Below are 18,062 nucleotides of genomic sequence, written 5' to 3' on the forward strand. Positions count from 1 at the left end.
AATAAATCTGCCCCCCCCCCCGGTGCATGTTAATCATTTGCGGCCCCGAGTACCTGAAACCCGGCAAAGGCGGCAACCTGGTGGTGTCGTACGACGTACTCAGCGAAGGCGAGAACGGCGAAATCGTTCGCAGGCCTTCCCCGCCAGCCTCGCCGTTGAACATCGGTGAGCAGAAGCTTGAGCTGGTCAAGCCAATACTCCTGGGCGAAAAGGACGGCGCGCTGGAACCCAAGGATTTGCCCAACGGCATCAGCGAAGTCACCTGCCCCAACCCGGTCAACAATCCGACCCTGCCCAAGGATGTGGTGCACTGGCAATTGCACGATGACCAAGGTGTGCTGCTGTTTACGGACAGCAAATCCCTCAACTCACTGAGCGCCGGCAAACCCGTGAAATTTCCGCTCAATGCGGCGTTTGTACTGCAGTATTTTGAGGCCCGTCGCGGTGAACGGTTGAGTATCCGCTATCACATCGTTCGGGATGCGACGGGCAAGACCAGCTATTCGAATCCGTTGGAGTTTGTCGTAGGGACGGCGGCGGATGACAAGCCGCAAATCACCTCGGCCAAGGGCTTTCAAAGCAATGAGGAAATCCGCGAAGGTGAAACCACCGTCGAAACCAGCGCGACGTTCGAAGGCAGCGCCGCCAAGGGACAGAGGGTCGAGGTGTTTGATGGCACGACACCCAAAGGTCAGTCCACTGCCGATCCAGTGACCGGCATCTGGACACTGACGATTACCGACATGTCCCTGACAGGACACAGTTTCTCGGCCAAAGCCTTGTACGGCTCCGGACAATCGTCGACACCGCGGACCTTCAATGTGACGGCGGTTATTGATCCGACCATTACCCGTGTGAACGAAAACACCGCCACCGGTGCGGCCGTTGCGATCGGAGGATCGACCATCGCGCCCACGTTGGTGATCAGCGGCAAGCTGAGCCTTGGCCAGCAGGGTGAGTTGTGGGATGGCAGCGGTGCGAGTGCGAAGTCGTTGGGCAAGGTGACGGCCAACGCGGCGGGCGACTATTCGATCACCATCACGGTCGCGCAGGGCGCCCATCGGTTCTACATTAAGTCGCTGTATCACCCCGGGACTGTTTATTCCAATGTCTGGACCCTGACGGTGGTGGCCAACGTCAACGCAACCATCACCAAGGTGAACGAAAACACCGCCACCGGTGCGCTCATTCCGAACGGAGGCTTGACCAAGGCGAACACACTCGTGATCAGCGGTCCGGCGGTTGCGGGTCAACCGGTCGAGGTGCGCAATCAGAATACTTTGCTTGCCACGGTCCCGGCGAGTGCTCAAGGTGTGTTCTCGTACACCCACGTGGATGCGACGTTGGGCGCACGCAGTTACACGGTCAAGGGGCAGGGTGGAGCGTCGCCGGTATCGCCTGCGTGGGGATTGAGTGTAGTTAAAAAGGCAGCATTCCTTGAAGTACGTCGAGGTGATCGTAACCCCAACGGTCAGTTGTTAAGTTCAGGTGCCAGCGTCCCGTTACTCAGCATGGTTACTTTCTATTTGAAGGACGTTCCTACTAGTCATACTTTCCATCGGATATGGATTTCATGGTTTCCCGATGGTAGTAATATTTCTGTGATTCGGGGCCCCTTGGGAAGCCCTCCGGCTGGTACTCACGATTATGGTGCGCCGAGCAAAGGCGCCCCTATGTACTATTGGGCCGATACCTCGGACAAAGCGCATGACTTTGACCCGGCTCCAGCATTTGTTTACGGTGGGGAGTTTGTTCTTCGTTGGGTTTAACCTCGGAGGGAAAAGGAGGGAAAAGGGGACGCATTTATTTACCTGCGACAGATTCATGGCCAGGGATCTTACCGATTACCCTCACGGCCCGCAGCGATGCGGGCGGTTTTGTTTTCATCCCCGATACTGCCCCGGCGTAGCCGCCAGATGCTGCTTGAACGCTCGCTGAAAATGCGCCTGATCGGCAAACCCGGCCTCCAGCGCCACATCCGCAATCAACTGCCCGCGCCGTAAACGCTCGCGGGCAAACTGAATTCGCTGATTGACCAAAAACGCATGGGGCGTCATGCCGAAGTGCTGTTTGAAGGCGCGGGTCAGGTACGACGGAGATAGCTCGGCAGCGGCGCAGATGTCGTCGAGGCTGAGCAGGTCGGTGCAATGCTGGCGGATGAAGTCGGCGGCGCGTTCGAGTTTGAAATTCGGTTCGCGGATGGATTGTTCGATGGGGTTCAGGCGCAGTTGCAGCTCGCTGAAAAACTCCACGGCGGCGCTCTGTTTGCGCAGCACGTCTTGCTGATTATCGACCAACACGCCGTACAACGCATTCAAATCGCGAAACAGGTGGGCGTCATTCAAATGGGTATCGGAAAACCGCCGAAACTCAAGCTCCGCACTGAACCCCAACTGATGCTGCAGATCGGTCAGCCACGGCGTTTCTACGTACAACATCAAATACGACCACGGCTGATCATCGATCGGGTTGCACGCGTGCACGTCCCCCGGATTCATCAGCACCACGGTGCCGGCCGCCACTTCGAACGACGATTGCTCATGCACATAGGTGCTGCGCCCGGCGGTGATGGCACCGATGGAAAAGTGCGCGTGGGAGTGCCGTGAATAGCAGACCTCACGCCCATCGGCGATGGCCCGCGCTTCGATGAAGGGCAGGGCGTCGTCGCGCCAGAAGCGCGGGGCTTGTTCGGGGTTCTTGGCGGCAGCGTGTTTCATCGTTGGAGTTCTCGGCAGGCCAGTGCCCGAGTGTATTAGCTCTGGCCGGCGAAGGCTCGCTCCAGTTCGGCGATGTCGAGTTTTTTCATCCCGAACATGGCCTGCATTGCCCGTTGGACTTTGGTCTGGTCGGGGTCGGTCATCATGTGCATGAACGCCACCGGCACGATCTGCCACGAAACGCCGAACTGGTCCTTGAGCCAGCCGCATTGTTGCGCTTGCGCCGGCCCGCCGGCGCTGAGGTTGCCCCAGAAATGGTCGACTTCTTCCTGGTTCTGGCAATTGACCTGAAACGAAATCGCCTCATTGAACTTGAACACCGGCCCGCCATTGAGCCCGGTGAAGGTGTGGCCGTCGAGTTCGAAACTGACAGTCATCACCGAGCCTTCCGGGCGGCCGTGAAATTCCTGGCCGACCTTGCTGTAGTGGGTGAGGGTGGTGATTTTCGAGTGGTCGAAGATCGAGCAGTAGAATTTCGCCGCAGCTTCCGCCTGATCGTCGAACCACAGGCACGGGGTCAGCTTTTGAAAGCGTTGCATGGCAGTCATCCTCGGCAGGTTGGACACGCTGGATTAAAAGCGTAGTCAGTCTGTGGTCAGCTGGCGGTGCCATGGGTCGAGTGGTTGGTTGTTGTGAATAAGACGTGTAGTCGTATTGACCTTGTTCTATGTCAAAAAGACTCTTTCGCATCTGTGTCAAATTGACTCGTATCTTCGCAACTGACTGATTTTGCTGGGCTGAAAATCTGGCACGCAAGTTGAATTGCCTTACGTACAAACTGATCCGCTCAGGAGTACGAAAAAATGTTCACTTTCTTCGAGAATCCGCTGAACGTTCTGCACCTGTCGAGCAAAGTGCTCGTCGCCGGTCTGGTCATGTTGCTGGCCGGGATTTACGGCGCTTATCTGTATCAGGGCCACATGCCGATTGCGTTGCTGGTGGGGATGCATGCCATGACCATCGTCGGCCCGACGCTGATCAAGATTGGCTATGTGATGCGCCTGCTGTCGCAGTATCGGTTGGGCCAGTCACCCGCACTGGCGGTGGCCTGAGATGCGCAGACTCGCTGCAGCACCGCTGTTCAGCCTGGGCTTTCGGCCGCTGTTTCTGGCCGGGGCCGGATTCGCCGCGCTGGCGATTCTGATCTGGGGCCTGTGGCTTTACGGCCACTGGTTCGATCTGCAACCGGCGGGCGGTATGTTGGCCTGGCATCGGCATGAAATGCCGTTTGGTTTTGCGGCGGCGATTGTTGCCGGGTTTCTGTTGACTGCGGTGCCCAACTGGACCGGGATTCCCGGCGTGCGCGGCGGGGGGTTGATTGCGTTGGTGTCGGTCTGGGTGGTCGGTCGATTGGCGTGGTGGCTGCCGTTGCCGACCGGGCTGATTCTGGCGCTGCAATGGGGTTTTCTGCCGCTGCTGGCAGTGATGCTGGGACGGGATCTGGTCGCAGCCCGCAAACGTGAAAACTACCCGATTGTGTTCATGCTTGGGTTGATGGCGGGTTGTCAGGCGCTGACTTTGATCGGCCTGTACAACGACGATGCCGGCCTGCAACGCCAAGGCGTGCTGGGCGCGTTGTGGCTGGTGGCGGCGCTGATGACCGTGATTGGCGGGCGGGTGATTCCGTTCTTTATCCAGCGCGGCTTGAACCGTCCGCCGGCACCGGCCGCCAATCCACTGCCAACCCGCTTGCTGTTGATCGGCAGTCTGCTGACCGCTGTCACTTTTGCGGCAGGCCTCAATGATTCGCCACGGTGGTGGCTGGCGGGGCTGTTCGTGCTGACCGGCAGTTTGCAGTTGATGCGGCTGATCCGCTGGCATGATCGTGGGATCTGGCGGATGCCGCTGCTGTGGTCGTTGTATCTGGCTTACGGCTGGATGGCGCTGGCAACCTGGGCCATGGCACTGTGGCATCTGGGCTTGATCGGCCAGCAAAGCCTGGCGACCCATGCATTGGCGGTCGGCGGGGTGGGCGGGTTGATTCTGGCGATGATCGCGCGGGTCAGCCTTGGGCACACCGGCCGGTTGTTGCAGCCCTCGAAAGGCATGGCGCTGGGTTTTGCGCTGGTGCTGTTCGCGGCGGGTTGCCGGGTGTTGCTGGTGCCGTTTTCCAGTCTGGGACTGGGGCTGTCCGTGGTGCTCTGGTGTGCGGGGTTCACGCTGTTTTTGCGGCATTACGCCGCAATTCTGCTCAAGCCGAGACTTTAGGGTTTTACCCGCGACGTTCGGCAATCATCAACAACGATTGCGGCACCGGGCTTTGCGGATGCTGCGGCTCGCGCAGGCCGGTCAACTGAAGCCCGGCCATGTCCAGCGCATTCAGCCAGCTGGACAAGGTGCGGAAATACCACGGCATTGGCTGCCACTGGCCCTTGAAGCCATCGAAGGTTTCTTCCCGCCAGCCGTCCTGATAATCACCGGCGGCCACCGACCACGGATGCAGCGTCTGGATCACCAGCGCACCGCCGGGCACGAGCAGCGCATTCATCGCCGCGAGCAGCGGGATGATGTCCTGATGCAGCAGGGAAAAGTTGGCGCAGATCAGGTCGTAATCACGGCCGATATCAACCTTCGCCTCAACCAGATCCTCATAACTGGCGACGTGCACGGGCGATGAACCGGCCACCCGCGCGGCCTCGACCAGCGTCGGATCACCGTCCACGCCGACCGCCTCGAATCCTCGCTCGGCCAGCGCCCGCAGCAGCCAGCCTTCGCCGCACCCCAGATCGAGCACACGCTCGGGCTGGCGCCCCATCACCGCCAGCAAAATGGCCTGATCGGTCACCTGCCGGCGGCTCTCGATGGCGCCGCTGCGTACAGCTTCGGTCCAGGCCCGGGCGTTGTGGTGCCAGCTCTGCAGCAGGGTGGATTCAGGCGAGGACATGACGGACTCCGAGGTTACGGGATGCAGGCAAGGATAGGTCAGGTGTAGTCGGCCAGTTGAATCCGGTTGCGACCGCCGCGCTTGGATTCGTAGAGCGCGCTATCACCCTGTTCGATCAACGCTGCGAGGCTGGCCGGCGGCTGATCGAACACCTTGGCGCCGATGCTCAGGGTGACCGCTTGCGGGGTGGTGTAGGTCTGGGAAGTCATCTGTTGGAACTGCTCACGCAGCGCACTGCCCAGATCCATGATCTGAGCGTGGGACGCATCGCCCAGCAGCATCACGAATTCGTCACCGCCCAGCCGTGCCGCCAGCGCGCCATTGGGCAGCACTGCGCGGATCATTTCGCTGAGGGCGATGAGCAACCGGTCGCCGGCGGTGTGGCCGTACAGATCGTTGATCAGTTTGAAGTTGTCGATGTCGATCAACAGCAGCGCGCCGGGGCGGGCGCTGGAGACTTCGTCGAGCAGGCGCGGTGCGCGGACTTCTAGGGCGCGGCGGTTGTACAGCGCGGTCAGCGGATCCCGGGCGGCCAGTTCGGCAATCTGCTTTTCCCGGCGGTAGCGCTCGGTGCCGGTCATCGACAGCGCGATCAGCATGATCGCCATCGCGCCTTCAACCAGGGAAATCTGAATGATTTCGCCACGCAGCGACGCCAGATCGATCAACGTGCCCGGAATCACCGCGATGATCGCCTTGGCGAAATAGAACGCGCCGTGGATCAGCAGCACATAACGCAATTGCACCGCGCCGACGCTCAACGATTTGCCGTGCGGGCGCAGCAACAGGCTGGCCCGCAGCATCAACGCGGCCACCAGCAGCGAGTTGGCCATCAGCATGATCTTCGACCACGACGGATCTTCCGGTAACAGCAGCAACGCCAGCCAGAGCAGGAACATCAAGTACCAGGCCCGCGACAACCGCTGCTGGGTAAACCGCGCGACTCCCAGCAGAAACAGCCAGTGCGCGACCACCAGCAGGCCGTTGGCGAACCAGATGCCGATCAGCGGATAACCATTGGCGCGCAACAGGGCCAGGCTTGAGCCGACGGTGATGGTGGCGAAACCGGCGCTCCAGAACAGCAGGGAGGATTCGCGGATGCTGCGCCATTCGACCGCCAGATACAGGGCGGCCGCCGCGGCCAGGGCGGTGGAAATGGTGAGCATCGTGAGAGGATCGAGCGCCATGAAAGAACGGGTCTGCCTGAGTAGTATTAATGGGCCACGATTGTAAGCGTTCCCCCTTTGGGCTGCTATTTTCACTCACCGGATATTCCATTTTCAGACGAGGTGTCCCATGGACCGATTGACCGGCGGTTGTCTGTGCGGCGAGGTGCGGATCGAGGTGTCAGGGCGCCCCTACAGGGTTGGCGTTTGTCACTGTCTTGATTGCCGCAAACACCAGGGCGCGCTGTTTGCCGCGTCGGCGATCTTTCCCGAGGACGCGGTGACGATCAGCGGCGAAACCCATGACTATGCCGGGCGACATTTCTGCCCGCGTTGTGGCTCGTCGGTGTTCGGCCGCAGTGGCGATGAAGTGGAGGTGAATCTGGGGGCGCTGGATGCACCGGATCAATTCCAGCCCACGTACGAGCTGTGGACGCTGCGTCGCGAGTCGTGGCTGCCGGCTTTTCCATTGGCCAGACACTACGTGCGCGATCGCGAGAGAACGGGGCGAACCGAAGAATAGCCGGGGGCAGGCAGGGCGCCTGACCCCGGCCACTATCAGCCGCGAATGAACGCCAGCAGATCCGCGTTGATTGTCGGCGCCTCGGTGGTCGGCATCCCGTGGGGGAAGCCCGGGTAGATCTTCAGTGTGCTGTTTTTCAGCAGTTTCGCTGACAGTACACCGGCGTTTTCATAGGGCACGATCTGGTCATCGTCGCCGTGCATCACCAGCACCGGGATCGAGATGCTTTTGAGGTCAGCGGTGAAGTCGGTCTGGGAGAAGGCAACGATCCCGTCATAGTGCGCCTTGGCGCTGCCGATCATGCCTTGGCGCCACCAGTTCGCAATGATCCCTTCCGATGGCTTGGCGCCGGGGCGGTTGTAGCCGTAGAACGGCCCACTGGGCACGTCGCGATAGAACTGCGCACGATTGGCTGCCAGTTGCGCCTGAAGATCGTCGAACACTGATTTGGGCAGGCCGCCGGGACTGCTCTCGGTTTTCACCATCAGCGGCGGCACGGCACTGATGATCGCGGCTTTCGACACCCGATCCTCGCCATGCCGGGCGATGTAATGAATCACCTCGCCGCCACCGGTGGAGTGGCCAACATGCACGGCTTTCTGCGTCCCCAGATGGTTGACCACCGCCGCCACGTCGTCGGCGTAGTGATCCATGTCGTGGCCGTCCCAGACCTGGCTCGAACGCCCGTGACCCCGTCGATCATGGGCCACGACCCGGAAGCCCTGCGCCAGGAAGAACAACATTTGCGCATCCCAATCGTCCGCGCTGAGCGGCCAGCCGTGGTGGAAGTGGATCACCGGGGCGTCTTTCGGGCCCCAGTCCTTATAGAAGATTTCGACGCCGTCTTTCGTTGTGACAAATCCCATGTTCGCAACTCCTGGAAAGTGTGAAAGGGCAGTTCTTGCGGTGACAAGCGGTATCAACTGTAGGAGCAAAACCGGCACCCTGATCGATGATTTTCCGAACGGTGCGGCATGACCGGTGGTCGCGGCGGCTGGTCGTCGGGTCAAAATGCGCTTAGCTGAAAGGGATAAGCCGAGGCGCGCACCGCCAACGATGGCCGTAGCAGCGCCCTTCAGAACACTGTGAGTCTGAGGAAGTCCCCGATGCTGACCTTGAACATCAATGGCAAGGATCAGGAGCTCGATGTCCCTGCGGACATGCCGTTGCTCTGGGTCCTGCGCGATGTCGCGCACCTGACCGGTACCAAATTCGGTTGCGGCATGGCCCAGTGCGGTGCCTGCACCGTGCACGTCGATGGCGCACCGCTGCGCTCCTGCATCACCCCGGCCACGGCCGTCGCCCATGGCCAGAAAATCCTCACCATCGAAGGTTTGTCCAGTGACGGTTCGCACCCGGTGCAGCAGGCCTGGGCCGAACTGGACGTGGTGCAGTGCGGCTACTGCCAGTCCGGGCAGATCATGTCCGCCGCCGCGTTGCTGGCGAAAATTCCCAAACCCACCGACAGCGATATCGATCAGGCGCTCTCCGGCAACATCTGCCGCTGCGGCACGTATCCAAGAATCCGCGCGGCGGTCAAACGCGCCGCCGACATCGGCTGAGCGAGGGGAGGTGAGTGATGAACAGTCCTGTATCCCGTCGCGGATTTCTCAAGGGCAGTGCGGTGTTGGGCGGTGGTCTGGTGGTGGCGTTCGTGGTGCCCGGCGGCAACCGCTTTGCCATGGCGGCCGAGAATGAAGGCAAGGTGTTTGCGCCGAACGCGTTCCTGCGGATTGCAGCGGACAACAGCGTCACCGTGCTGCTCGGCCATTCGGAAATGGGCCAGGGCATCTGGACCGGCCTGACCATGTTGATCGCCGAAGAGCTGGACGCCGACTGGTCGAAGATCCGCGTCGAGCATTCCCCGGCTTCGGCCGCCGATTACGGCATGCCGGCGTTTGGCGGGATGCAGATTACGGGCGGCTCCACTTCAACCTGGATGGAGTTCGACCGCTACCGACTCGCCGGCGCCACGGCGCGGCAGATGCTGATCGAAGCGGCGGCCAAGCGTTTCAACGTGGCGCCCTCGACGATCCGCACTGAGTCCGGCGTAGTGATTGCCGGCGATAATCGCGCCACCTACGGCGAACTGGCGGACGCCGCCGGGCAACTGCCAGTGCCGGATCCGAAGTCGATCACCTTTAAAGAAGCCAAGGACTGGAAAGTCATCGGCAAACCCACCAAACGCCTCGACACCCCGGAAAAAATCACCGGTCGCGCCAAGTTCGGCATGGACGTGCAGTTCGACGGATTGATGACCGCGATGGTGGCGCGGGCGCCGGCGTTCGGCGCCACGGTGAAGTCCTTCGAAGGCGCAGAAGCCCTGGCGATTCCCGGCGTGCACAAAGTGGTGCAGGTGCCGACCGGTGTCGCGGTGGTCGCCGAGCATTACTGGGCGGCGAAACTCGGTCGTGATGCGCTGAAGGTCGATTGGGACCTGGGGCCGAACGCTGATTTGAGCAGTGAAAAGCTGTTGGCGAGTTTCCGCAAACTGGCGGCCACGCCGGGCACCTCGGCGGCGCAGGCCGGCGATGCCAAGGGCAACTTCGGCAAGGCAGCGAAGAAAATCGATGTTGAATACAGCGTGCCGTACCTGGCCCACGCGCCGATGGAGCCGCTCAACTGCACGGTGAAGATCAGCGCCGACAAGTGCGAGATCTGGACCGGCACCCAGTTCCAGACCCTGGATCAGATGGTCGCCGGCAAGATCACCGGGCTCAAACCGGAGCAGGTCGAGATTCACACCGAATTCCTTGGCGGCGGTTTCGGCCGGCGGGCCAACCCGACCTCGGACTTTGTCGCCGAAGCGGTGCAAGTGGCCAAGGCTGCGGCGATGCCGGTGAAAACCGTGTGGTCGCGCGAAGACGATATTCGCGGTGGTTATTACCGCTCGATGTTCCTGCATCAGGCGAAGATCGGCCTCGGCCCCGACGGCTTGCCGCTGGCCTGGCAGCATGTGCTGGTCGGGCAATCGATCATGGCCGGCACCATGCTCGAGAAAACCATGGTCAAGAACGGCGTCGACCAGACCTCGGTCGAGGGCGTTTCGGACAGCCCGTACATCAAGGGCCTGGCCCATCATCAGGTCGATCTGCATTCGCCGACCACCGGGATCAACGTGTTGTGGCTACGCTCGGTGGGCCATAGCCACACCGCGTTTGTCATGGAGTCGCTGATCGATGAAATGGCCACGGCGGCGGGCAAGGACCCGGTGGAGTACCGACGAACGCTGCTCAAGGATCACGCCCGGCATCTCGGCGTGTTGAACCTGGCGGTGGAGAAGGCCAACTGGAAAGCGCCGCTGCCGGACGGCCATGCGCTGGGCGTGGCGGTGCACGAATCGTTCGGCAGTTACGTGGCGCAGGTGGCCGAGGTGTCCCAGGACAATCTGGCGATCCGCGTGCATCGCGTGGTGTGCGCGGTGGACTGCGGGATTGCGGTCAACCCGCAGAGCATCGCGGCGCAGATGGAGTCGTGCATCACCTTTGGCCTGGGCATGGCATTGCACAGCAAACTGACCCTCAAGGACGGCCATGTCGTGCAGTCCAACTATCACGACTATCAGGTGTTGCGGCTCAATGAAATGCCGCTGGTCGAGGTGCACATCGTGCCCAGCAGCGAGAAACCCGGCGGCATCGGCGAGGCCGGTGTGCCGCCCACGGCGCCGGCGGTGGCCAACGCGGTGTTCGCCCTGACCGGGCAACGCCTGCGGGAACTGCCGCTGCAACTGTCGGGGGTGTGAGATGAAACGACATCTGTTGTTGGGCACGGTGATTCTGCTTGGACTGGGCGGTTACGCGTCGGATCTGTTTGCCGACGATCAGGAAGCCTTGAAAGCCTTCGGCACGGTGCAGAAAGTCTTCCAGAGCCCGCGTTGCCAGAACTGCCACATTCCCGGCGATTCACCGTTGCAGTTCGACGCCGGCATTCCTCACGCGATGAGCGTGGTGCGCGGCATGGACGGCAAGGGCGCCGCCGGTTTGCCCTGCGCCACTTGCCACGCCGAAAGCAATCCGCCGGCCAGTTACGGCCCCCATGCGCCACCGGGGGCGCCGCACTGGAGCCTGCCGCCGGCCGCGCACAAAATGGCCTGGATCGGTCTGCCGCCGGATCGCTTGTGCGCGATGATCAAGGACCGCGCCAGCAACGGTGACCGGGATTTCGCCGCGCTGATCAAGCACGTCAGCGAAGACAAGCTGGTGCTCTGGGGCTGGAATCCCGGGGCAGGGCGCGCGCCGGTGCCGGTGCCGCACGATATCTTCGTGACCCAGTTCAAACTGTGGGCCGATGCGGGCGGGCCGTGTCCGGTGGCCGGCGGATGAGAGGTTGAGTCATCGCTGATTCGGGCTACGCTCAAAGGCATCGACGACAAAGGAGTGTGTGATGCTGGTACCCGGCAAACCTGCCAATGAAGCTGTCCGTATTCAAGCGTTGCAGGATCTGAAGCTGCTCGACACCGCACCGGAGGAGCGCTTCGACCGGCTGACGCGACTGGCCAAGCGTCTGTTCAACGTGCCGATCGCACTGGTCACGCTGGTGGATAAGGAGCGGCAATGGTTCAAGTCCTGCGTGGGGCTGGACACGACCGAAACGCCACGCTCTGTTTCATTCTGTGCCCATGCGATTCTCAGGGACGAGCTTATGCTGGTACCTGACGCCCGGGAGGACGAGCGTTTCCACGACAACCCTTTGGTTACCGGGGAACCGAACATCCGGTTCTACGCCGGTTATCCGCTGACCGTACCCAGCGGCAACAAGATGGGCACCTTGTGCCTGATCGACACCAAACCCCGCGATCTCGACGAAGAGGAGCGCGCCCTGCTGCGCGATCTGGCGGGCATGGCCGAGCAGGAACTGATGGCCGTGCAGATGGCGAGCATGGACGAGCTGACGCTGCTGTCCAACCGTCGCGGTTTCAAGATGCTCGCCCAGCATGCGCTGGATGCCTGCGCACGCCTGGAAAAACCGGCGACGCTGCTGTTTTTCGACCTCAATGATTTCAAGCAGATCAACGACCTTTATGGGCACGCCGAGGGCGACAGCGCGCTCAAGACCTTCGCCGATGTGCTGCGCATCGCCTTTCGCGAGAGCGATGTGGTGGGACGGCTGGGCGGTGATGAGTTCGTGGCGTTGCTGACCGGCTCAAGCCACGTCGAAACCACGGCGATCATGGCGCGACTCAAGGAAATCCTCGAAGAGCGCAATGCCACGTTGCACCGGGGTTACGCGATTCGCTTCAGCGTCGGCCAGATCGAATACAACCCGCAGCGCCATGACTCCGTGGATAAGTTGCTGGCGGATGCGGATGCAGCGATGTATGCGCACAAGCAGGCGTTGAAGCGTTGTTAGTTCCGGCCTCATCGCGAGCAAGCTCGCTCCCACAGTGATCTTCGGTGTTGCTTATATTTTCGATAAACCGCGAACCCTGTGGGAGCGGGCTTGCCCGCGAAGGCGTCATTCCGGACGTCGCGTATTATCTGGCAAACAACTGCCTGATGTCCTTGAACGCCTTGAACTCCAAGGCGTTCCCACACGGGTCAAACAAGAACATCGTCGCCTGTTCGCCCCCCTTGGGATGAACTGAGTCTAGCGCTGTGCTTTTCGATTGAAAGACGATAGTTTTTGCGCCGAGCTCAAATTATTTCGATCAGTCGAGGCGCCCATGCTGCGTGAACTGAAAACCTTTCTGGCGGTGGCACGGCATGGCACGTTTGCGGCGGCCGGTCTGCATGTCGGCCTGACGCAATCGGCGGTCAGCGCGCAGATCCGCAATCTGGAGCAGGCCTTGGGCGTGCGTCTGTTCGATCGCACCGGGCGGCAGGCGATTGATCATCCAGCGATACGCAACTTGCCGCTGCGAATAATGTTCAACAAATGTCTGCAGATCGAAAGCGAAAAGCCCTTCTGATGAAAGTCAACTGTCAGTCCTGACAGTGTCTTTATCTGTTTTCAGGCGCTAGCGTGGGCGCTGTAAAAGACATTCTGCTGGAGTCGGGAAGACTGGTTGTTTTTCTCAGGGCGGAGAATATTGACAATCAGAGGAAAACTCCATGTCAACCCTGGCCAAAACACATCGCAATGCTGGTGATCTGGATCCAACTTTTGCCAAAGATGGAGTCATTAATATCGGACCAGGCAGCTGCGGCTCCGTGGTGGAGACAAAAACCGGACGTATTGTTTATGTTTATGATTCGGCAGGCAAATTGCAGCTGATTCGGGCCTACGGCGATGGTTCTATCGACCCTTCATTCGTGAATCCACCTTGGCAATTTGGGCCAAAATATTCCGCTTCGCGTCAACTTGACATTCAAGACGATGGCGGTTTCGTTGCTATCGGTAGCACTGGCGATGGCTTTGACCGGTTAGCTGCAGTCACGAAGTTCAATGAGCACGGCAGTCAGAATCTGGTCTTTGGCACGAAAATCTTTTCCGACATTCCACTTGCCCCTGGGCAAAGAGTGACAACCCACGAAGCAAAGGGTTGTGCCCTCTCCGATGGGCGTGTCCTGTTGGGTCAAAGCCACATTCTGTATGATGGAACAGGAGCTGCCGTTGAGGGGCGTGGAACCATCCGCTGCTATCTCCCTAATGGCGATCTTGACGGTACATTCGGTCTAAATGGCGAAGTTAATATCATATTCGACAACGCACGCTACTCGAGTATCGAGAGCATCAAGCCGAAGCTGCAGGGAGGGTTCATAGTCAGTGGATCGCTCGATAACTCCACCGGCAATCAATCAGAACCCAAAAGTGTTCTGGCTAGTTATGACGAAAGCGGAAAGTTGGACAAAGGGTTTGCAACAGGCGGTCTGTACAAGATGTCTGAGGAATTCAGTTTATTTAACAACGTGGGCGTATCGCATCACGGAATAACCTTTGCGGCATCCGTACTTTCTGCCGAAGGAATGAGCGTCGCAACTGTACGCTTGCAGAATGATGGAACACCCGATCCCCGTTTCAACAATGGCCAAGTACTGTGGACCGCCATTAACGGACGCTTCGTGACTATTCAAAACGTGGTCGTTCCACCAGATGGAAGCATCATTGTGGGGGTGCATTCCGACTTTGTGCTGACCCTTCTGCGTATTCTGGAAGACGGTAAACTCGATGATAACTTCGGGGTTGGAGGCGTTGCCAGGTTGGAGGGGTGGCGCATGAATGGCTGCATCGTCCAGAGCAATACAGGGAGAATCATCGCTGCTGCTGACGAGATTGATCCTGCGGGTAAACCGCTGGCGCGGGTGTTGGGTTTCGTGGGATGAAGGGGCCCCGCGAGCAAAAAAAACCCGCCAGAACTGGCGGGTTTTTTAGCGGCTAGTCGAAGATTACTCTTCGATGTTGCCCATGGCGGTGGTGTTGAAGCCGCCGTCCACGTACATGATTTCACCGCTGATGCCCGACGCCAGGTCGGAGCACAGGAAGGCGCCGGCGTTGCCGACTTCTTCGATGGTGACGTTGCGGCGCAGCGGAGTTTGCGCTTCGTTGGCGGCCAGCATCTTGCGGAAGTTCTTGATGCCGGAAGCTGCCAGGGTGCGGATCGGGCCAGCCGATACGCAGTTGACGCGAGTACCGTCCGGGCCCAGGGAACCGGCCAGGTAACGTACGCCGGCTTCCAGCGAAGCCTTGGCCATGCCCATCACGTTGTAGTTCGGCATGGTGCGCTCGGCGCCCAGGTACGACAGGGTCAGCAGGCTGCCGTTGCGGCCTTTCATCATTTCGCGACCAGCTTTGGCCAGAGCCACGAAGCTGTAGGCGCTGATGTCGTGAGCGATGCGGAAGCCTTCACGGGTGGTGGCTTCGGTGAAGTCGCCGTCCAGTTGGTCGCCCGGGGCGAAGCCGACGGAGTGCACGATGCAGTCCAGGCCGTCCCACTTCTTGCTCAGTTCTTCGAAGACCTTGGCGATTTCTTCATCGCTGGCCACGTCGCACGGGAAGCACAGCTCAGGGCTCGAACCCCAGCCCTGTGCGAACTCTTCGACGCGACCTTTCAGTTTGTCGTTCTGATAAGTGAAGGCAAGCTCAGCGCCCTCGCGATGCATGGCGGCAGCGATGCCGGATGCGATGGACAGCTTGCTGGCGACACCGACGATCAGTACGCGCTTACCGGCGAGAAAACCCATGTGTTGCTCCTCTTTCAGGTTATTGCGCAGTGGCTGGTGCCAGGAAAGCGGCCTCCAGCAACTGCTGTGTATACGGATGTTGGGGGGCGGCAAAGATACTTTGCGCGTCTCCCTGTTCGACCACTTGGCCATGCTTGACCACCATCAGCTGGTGGCTCAGCGCTTTGACGACAGCCAGGTCATGGCTGATGAACAAATACGTCAGGTTGTACTTGGCTTGCAGTGAACGCAACAGCTCCACCACTTGCCGCTGCACCGTCCGGTCGAGGGCCGAAGTCGGCTCGTCCAGCAGGATCAGCGCCGGTTTGAGCACCAAGGCCCGGGCGATGGCAATTCGCTGCCGTTGCCCACCGGAAAATTCGTGGGGGTAGCGGTGCCGGGTTTCCGGATCCAGACCTACCTCCTTCAATGCCGCAATAATCGCCGCTTCCTGCTCGGCGGCGGTGCCCATCCTGTGAATCCGCAGACCTTCGCCAACGATGTCATTCACGCACATCCGCGGGCTCAGGCTGCCAAACGGATCCTGAAACACCACCTGCATCTCCCGGCGCAACGGCCGGACTTCGCTCTGCGTCAGGCAGTCTAGCTGCTTGCCCTCAAAACGGATCCCGCCTTGACTGCCGATCAATCGCAGGATCGCCAGGCCGAGGGTGGATTTGCCGGAACCGCTTTCCCCCACGATCCCCAGGGTCTGACCCTGAGGCAGGCTGAAATTGATGCCGTCCACTGCCTTGACGTGATCCACCGTGCGCTTGAGCAGGCCTTTCTTGATCGGGAACCAGACTTTCAGATCCTCGACTTCAAGCAGCGGCGCCCCGATTTTATTGCTCGCCGGGCCTCCGCTGGGCTCCGCGCCAAGCAGTTCCCGAGTGTACGGATGCTGCGGCGAACGGAACAGCTCTTCGCACGATGCCTGTTCGACGATGCAACCGCGCTGCATGACACATACACGATGCGCAATTCTTCGCACGAGGTTCAAATCGTGACTGATCAGTAACAGCGCCATGCCCAATCGGGCCTGCAATTCCTTGAGCAAATCGAGGATTTTCAGCTGAACGGTCACGTCCAGCGCAGTGGTCGGTTCGTCGGCGATCAGCAGTTCCGGCTCGTTGGCCAGGGCCATGGCGATCATCACCCGTTGACGCTGGCCGCCGGACAATTCGTGGGGCAGGGCCTTGAGGCGCTTGTGCGGCTCGGGGATGCCGACCATCTCCAGCAACTCCAGCGTGCGCTTGGTCGCGACCTTGCCGGTCAGGCCCTTGTGGATGCCCAGCACCTCGTTGATCTGCTTCTCGATCGAGTGCAGCGGGTTGAGCGAGGTCATCGGCTCCTGAAAGATCATCGCGATCCGGTTGCCGCGAATGTGACGGATGGTCTTTTCGCCCAGTTCCAGCAGGTTCTGCCCGGAATAATTGATGCTGCCGGCCGGATGCCGCGCCAGCGGGTAGGGCAGCAGGCGCAGGATCGAATGCGCCGTCACCGACTTGCCCGAGCCGCTTTCACCCACCAGCGCCAGGGTTTCGCCGCGCTTGATGTCGAAACTCACGCCTTCGACCACCCGTTGCACGCGATCACCGATGCCGAACTCGACGGCCAGGTCGCGGATTTCGATCAGATTGTCCTGATTCATGTCACTTCCTCGGGTCGAAGGCATCGCGAGCGGACTCGCCGATGAACACCAGCAGACTCAACATCAGCGCCAGCACCGCAAACGCGCTCATGCCCAGCCACGGCGCCTGCAGGTTGGATTTGCCCTGGGCCACCAGTTCACCCAGAGACGGACTGCCGGCCGGCAAGCCGAAACCGAGGAAGTCCAGGGCGGTGAGGGTGCCGATGGCGCCGGTCAGGATGAACGGCATGAAGGTCATGGTCGAAACCATCGCGTTGGGCAGAATGTGGCGGAACATGATCGCGCCATTCTGCATGCCCAGCGCCCGGGCTGCGCGCACGTATTCGAGGTTGCGCCCGCGCAGGAACTCGGCGCGCACCACGTCCACCAGGCTCATCCACGAGAACAACAGCATGATCCCCAGCAGCCACCAGAAGTTCGGCTGGACGAAACTGGCGAGGATGATCAGCAGGTACAGCACCGGCAAGCCCGACCAGATCTCCAGGAAACGCTGGCCGGCCAGATCGACCCAGCCGCCGTAGAAGCCCTGCAAGGCACCGGCGATCACGCCGATGATCGAGCTGAGCACGGTCAGGGTCAGGGCGAACAGCACCGACACCCGGAAGCCGTAGATGACCCGTGCCAGCACATCGCGGCCCTGATCGTCGGTGCCCAGCAGGTTGTCCGCCGACGGCGGGGCGGGGGCCGGGACTTTCAGGTCGTAGTTGATGCTCTGGTAGCTGAACGGAATCGGCGCCCACAGCACCCACGCGTCCTTGGCCTTGAGCAGTTCGCGGATGTACGGGCTCTTGTAGTTGGCTTCCAGCGGGAATTCGCCGCCGAAGGTGGTTTCCGGGTAGCGCTTGATCGCCGGGAAATACCAGTTGTTGTCGTAATGCACCACCAGCGGCTTGTCGTTGGCGATCAACTCGGCACCGAGGCTCAAGCCGAACAGGATCAAAAACAGCCAAAGCGACCACCAGCCACGCTTGTTGGCCTTGAACAGTTCGAAGCGCCGGCGGTTGAGAGGGGACAGGTTCATC

17 protein-coding genes and 2 pseudogenes are annotated in these 18,062 nt (G+C 60.6%); 10 read left to right on the forward strand and 9 right to left on the reverse strand.

Going from position 1 to position 18,062, the window contains the following annotated elements:
• Window positions 1–26: 26 nt before the first annotated feature.
• Window positions 27–1,769 carry a hypothetical protein gene (locus tag AWU82_RS10030; RefSeq protein WP_190241574.1) on the forward strand — a complete coding sequence of 581 codons (1,743 nt, stop codon included), beginning with the start codon at window positions 27–29 and terminating at the stop codon, window positions 1,767–1,769.
• A gap of 114 nt (window positions 1,770–1,883) precedes the next feature.
• Here AWU82_RS10030 and AWU82_RS10035 read toward each other — a convergent pair whose 3' ends face one another.
• Window positions 1,884–2,717, reverse strand: a complete 834-nt coding sequence (locus tag AWU82_RS10035) for a helix-turn-helix transcriptional regulator (RefSeq protein WP_064382303.1) — start codon at window positions 2,715–2,717, stop codon at window positions 1,884–1,886.
• Window positions 2,718–2,752: 35 nt separating this feature from the next.
• Complete coding sequence (locus AWU82_RS10040) at window positions 2,753–3,256, reverse strand: VOC family protein (protein ID WP_064382302.1); 504 nt, start codon at window positions 3,254–3,256, stop codon at window positions 2,753–2,755.
• Window positions 3,257–3,520: 264 nt separating this feature from the next.
• On the opposite strand from AWU82_RS10040, the gene AWU82_RS10045 reads away from it, so the two are divergent.
• On the forward strand, window positions 3,521–3,769 hold the full coding sequence (locus tag AWU82_RS10045) for a hypothetical protein (protein ID WP_064382301.1): 249 nt from the start codon (window positions 3,521–3,523) through the stop codon (window positions 3,767–3,769).
• Between the two features lies 1 nt (window position 3,770).
• Window positions 3,771–4,925, forward strand: coding sequence for an NnrS family protein (locus AWU82_RS10050; protein WP_064382300.1), 1,155 nt, complete (start codon window positions 3,771–3,773; stop codon window positions 4,923–4,925).
• A 4-nt stretch (window positions 4,926–4,929) separates the two neighbouring features.
• Here AWU82_RS10050 and AWU82_RS10055 read toward each other — a convergent pair whose 3' ends face one another.
• Together AWU82_RS10055 and AWU82_RS10060 are read right to left on the reverse strand one after the other, a co-directional pair.
• Window positions 4,930–5,601, reverse strand: coding sequence for a class I SAM-dependent methyltransferase (locus tag AWU82_RS10055; RefSeq protein WP_064382299.1), 672 nt, complete (start codon window positions 5,599–5,601; stop codon window positions 4,930–4,932).
• Window positions 5,602–5,639: 38 nt separating this feature from the next.
• Window positions 5,640–6,788, reverse strand: a complete 1,149-nt coding sequence (locus AWU82_RS10060; protein ID WP_064382298.1) for a GGDEF domain-containing protein — start codon at window positions 6,786–6,788, stop codon at window positions 5,640–5,642.
• A 109-nt stretch (window positions 6,789–6,897) separates the two neighbouring features.
• Here AWU82_RS10060 and AWU82_RS10065 point away from each other — a divergent pair, with 109 nt between their 5' ends.
• Window positions 6,898–7,290 carry a GFA family protein gene (locus AWU82_RS10065; protein WP_064382297.1) on the forward strand — a complete coding sequence of 131 codons (393 nt, stop codon included), beginning with the start codon at window positions 6,898–6,900 and terminating at the stop codon, window positions 7,288–7,290.
• A gap of 35 nt (window positions 7,291–7,325) precedes the next feature.
• Here AWU82_RS10065 and AWU82_RS10070 read toward each other — a convergent pair whose 3' ends face one another.
• Window positions 7,326–8,156, reverse strand: a complete 831-nt coding sequence (locus AWU82_RS10070) for an alpha/beta fold hydrolase (protein WP_011333605.1) — start codon at window positions 8,154–8,156, stop codon at window positions 7,326–7,328.
• 240 nt (window positions 8,157–8,396) lie between these two features.
• Between AWU82_RS10070 and AWU82_RS10075 the strand changes: the two genes are divergently transcribed.
• From AWU82_RS10075 to AWU82_RS10090, 4 genes are all read left to right on the forward strand, one after another.
• Window positions 8,397–8,852 (forward strand): (2Fe-2S)-binding protein, encoded by a 456-nt coding sequence (locus tag AWU82_RS10075; RefSeq protein WP_007956954.1) that lies wholly within the window; start codon window positions 8,397–8,399, stop codon window positions 8,850–8,852.
• A 17-nt stretch (window positions 8,853–8,869) separates the two neighbouring features.
• Entirely contained in the window at window positions 8,870–11,032 is a 2,163-nt protein-coding gene (locus tag AWU82_RS10080) for a xanthine dehydrogenase family protein molybdopterin-binding subunit (RefSeq protein WP_064382296.1), read from the forward strand.
• A gap of 1 nt (window position 11,033) precedes the next feature.
• Window positions 11,034–11,612: a hypothetical protein gene (locus AWU82_RS10085; RefSeq protein WP_064382295.1), complete on the forward strand. Its 579-nt coding sequence runs from the start codon at window positions 11,034–11,036 to the stop codon at window positions 11,610–11,612.
• Between the two features lie 61 nt (window positions 11,613–11,673).
• Entirely contained in the window at window positions 11,674–12,639 is a 966-nt protein-coding gene (locus tag AWU82_RS10090; protein ID WP_064382294.1) for a sensor domain-containing diguanylate cyclase, read from the forward strand.
• A 124-nt stretch (window positions 12,640–12,763) separates the two neighbouring features.
• On the opposite strand, the pseudogene AWU82_RS29185 reads toward AWU82_RS10090, so the two are convergent.
• Window positions 12,764–12,856, reverse strand: a pseudogene (locus tag AWU82_RS29185) (VOC family protein); the annotation flags it as partial.
• 96 nt (window positions 12,857–12,952) lie between these two features.
• Between AWU82_RS29185 and AWU82_RS10095 the strand changes: the two are divergent.
• Together AWU82_RS10095 and AWU82_RS10100 are read left to right on the forward strand one after the other, a co-directional pair.
• Window positions 12,953–13,147 (forward strand): annotated as a pseudogene (locus tag AWU82_RS10095) (LysR family transcriptional regulator); the annotation flags it as partial.
• A 193-nt stretch (window positions 13,148–13,340) separates the two neighbouring features.
• On the forward strand, window positions 13,341–14,552 hold the full coding sequence (locus AWU82_RS10100) for a hypothetical protein (protein ID WP_064382292.1): 1,212 nt from the start codon (window positions 13,341–13,343) through the stop codon (window positions 14,550–14,552).
• 63 nt (window positions 14,553–14,615) lie between these two features.
• On the opposite strand, the gene fabI is transcribed toward AWU82_RS10100, so the two are convergent.
• The 3 genes from fabI to AWU82_RS10115 are packed head-to-tail and all read right to left on the reverse strand — an operon-like array spanning window position 14,616 to window position 18,061.
• Window positions 14,616–15,410, reverse strand: a complete 795-nt coding sequence (gene fabI, locus AWU82_RS10105; protein WP_003202751.1) for an enoyl-ACP reductase FabI — start codon at window positions 15,408–15,410, stop codon at window positions 14,616–14,618.
• A 19-nt stretch (window positions 15,411–15,429) separates the two neighbouring features.
• Window positions 15,430–17,040 (reverse strand): ABC transporter ATP-binding protein, encoded by a 1,611-nt coding sequence (locus AWU82_RS10110; RefSeq protein WP_064382291.1) that lies wholly within the window; start codon window positions 17,038–17,040, stop codon window positions 15,430–15,432.
• A gap of 1 nt (window position 17,041) precedes the next feature.
• A complete protein-coding gene (locus tag AWU82_RS10115) occupies window positions 17,042–18,061 on the reverse strand; it encodes an ABC transporter permease (RefSeq protein WP_007956945.1) in 1,020 nt (339 codons plus the stop codon).
• Between the last annotated feature and the right edge of the window lies 1 nt (window position 18,062).

This window comes from Pseudomonas glycinae (assembly GCF_001594225.2).
Taxonomy (GTDB): Bacteria; Pseudomonadota; Gammaproteobacteria; order Pseudomonadales; family Pseudomonadaceae; genus Aquipseudomonas; species Aquipseudomonas glycinae.

Bases quoted from the DNA above. Each gene is read 5' to 3' on its own strand.
- AWU82_RS10030 (WP_190241574.1), top strand. From the start codon at position 27: ATGTTAATCATTTGCGGCCCCGAGTACCTGAAACCCGGCAAAGGCGGC.
- AWU82_RS10035 (WP_064382303.1), bottom strand. From the start codon at position 2,717: ATGAAACACGCTGCCGCCAAGAACCCCGAACAAGCCCCGCGCTTCTGG.
- AWU82_RS10040 (WP_064382302.1), bottom strand. From the start codon at position 3,256: ATGCAACGCTTTCAAAAGCTGACCCCGTGCCTGTGGTTCGACGATCAG.
- AWU82_RS10045 (WP_064382301.1), top strand. From the start codon at position 3,521: ATGTTCACTTTCTTCGAGAATCCGCTGAACGTTCTGCACCTGTCGAGC.
- AWU82_RS10050 (WP_064382300.1), top strand. From the start codon at position 3,771: ATGCGCAGACTCGCTGCAGCACCGCTGTTCAGCCTGGGCTTTCGGCCG.
- AWU82_RS10055 (WP_064382299.1), bottom strand. From the start codon at position 5,601: ATGTCCTCGCCTGAATCCACCCTGCTGCAGAGCTGGCACCACAACGCC.
- AWU82_RS10060 (WP_064382298.1), bottom strand. From the start codon at position 6,788: ATGGCGCTCGATCCTCTCACGATGCTCACCATTTCCACCGCCCTGGCC.
- AWU82_RS10065 (WP_064382297.1), top strand. From the start codon at position 6,898: ATGGACCGATTGACCGGCGGTTGTCTGTGCGGCGAGGTGCGGATCGAG.
- AWU82_RS10070 (WP_011333605.1), bottom strand. From the start codon at position 8,156: ATGGGATTTGTCACAACGAAAGACGGCGTCGAAATCTTCTATAAGGAC.
- AWU82_RS10075 (WP_007956954.1), top strand. From the start codon at position 8,397: ATGCTGACCTTGAACATCAATGGCAAGGATCAGGAGCTCGATGTCCCT.
- AWU82_RS10080 (WP_064382296.1), top strand. From the start codon at position 8,870: ATGAACAGTCCTGTATCCCGTCGCGGATTTCTCAAGGGCAGTGCGGTG.
- AWU82_RS10085 (WP_064382295.1), top strand. From the start codon at position 11,034: ATGAAACGACATCTGTTGTTGGGCACGGTGATTCTGCTTGGACTGGGC.
- AWU82_RS10090 (WP_064382294.1), top strand. From the start codon at position 11,674: ATGCTGGTACCCGGCAAACCTGCCAATGAAGCTGTCCGTATTCAAGCG.
- AWU82_RS10100 (WP_064382292.1), top strand. From the start codon at position 13,341: ATGTCAACCCTGGCCAAAACACATCGCAATGCTGGTGATCTGGATCCA.
- fabI (WP_003202751.1), bottom strand. From the start codon at position 15,410: ATGGGTTTTCTCGCCGGTAAGCGCGTACTGATCGTCGGTGTCGCCAGC.
- AWU82_RS10110 (WP_064382291.1), bottom strand. From the start codon at position 17,040: ATGAATCAGGACAATCTGATCGAAATCCGCGACCTGGCCGTCGAGTTC.
- AWU82_RS10115 (WP_007956945.1), bottom strand. From the start codon at position 18,061: ATGAACCTGTCCCCTCTCAACCGCCGGCGCTTCGAACTGTTCAAGGCC.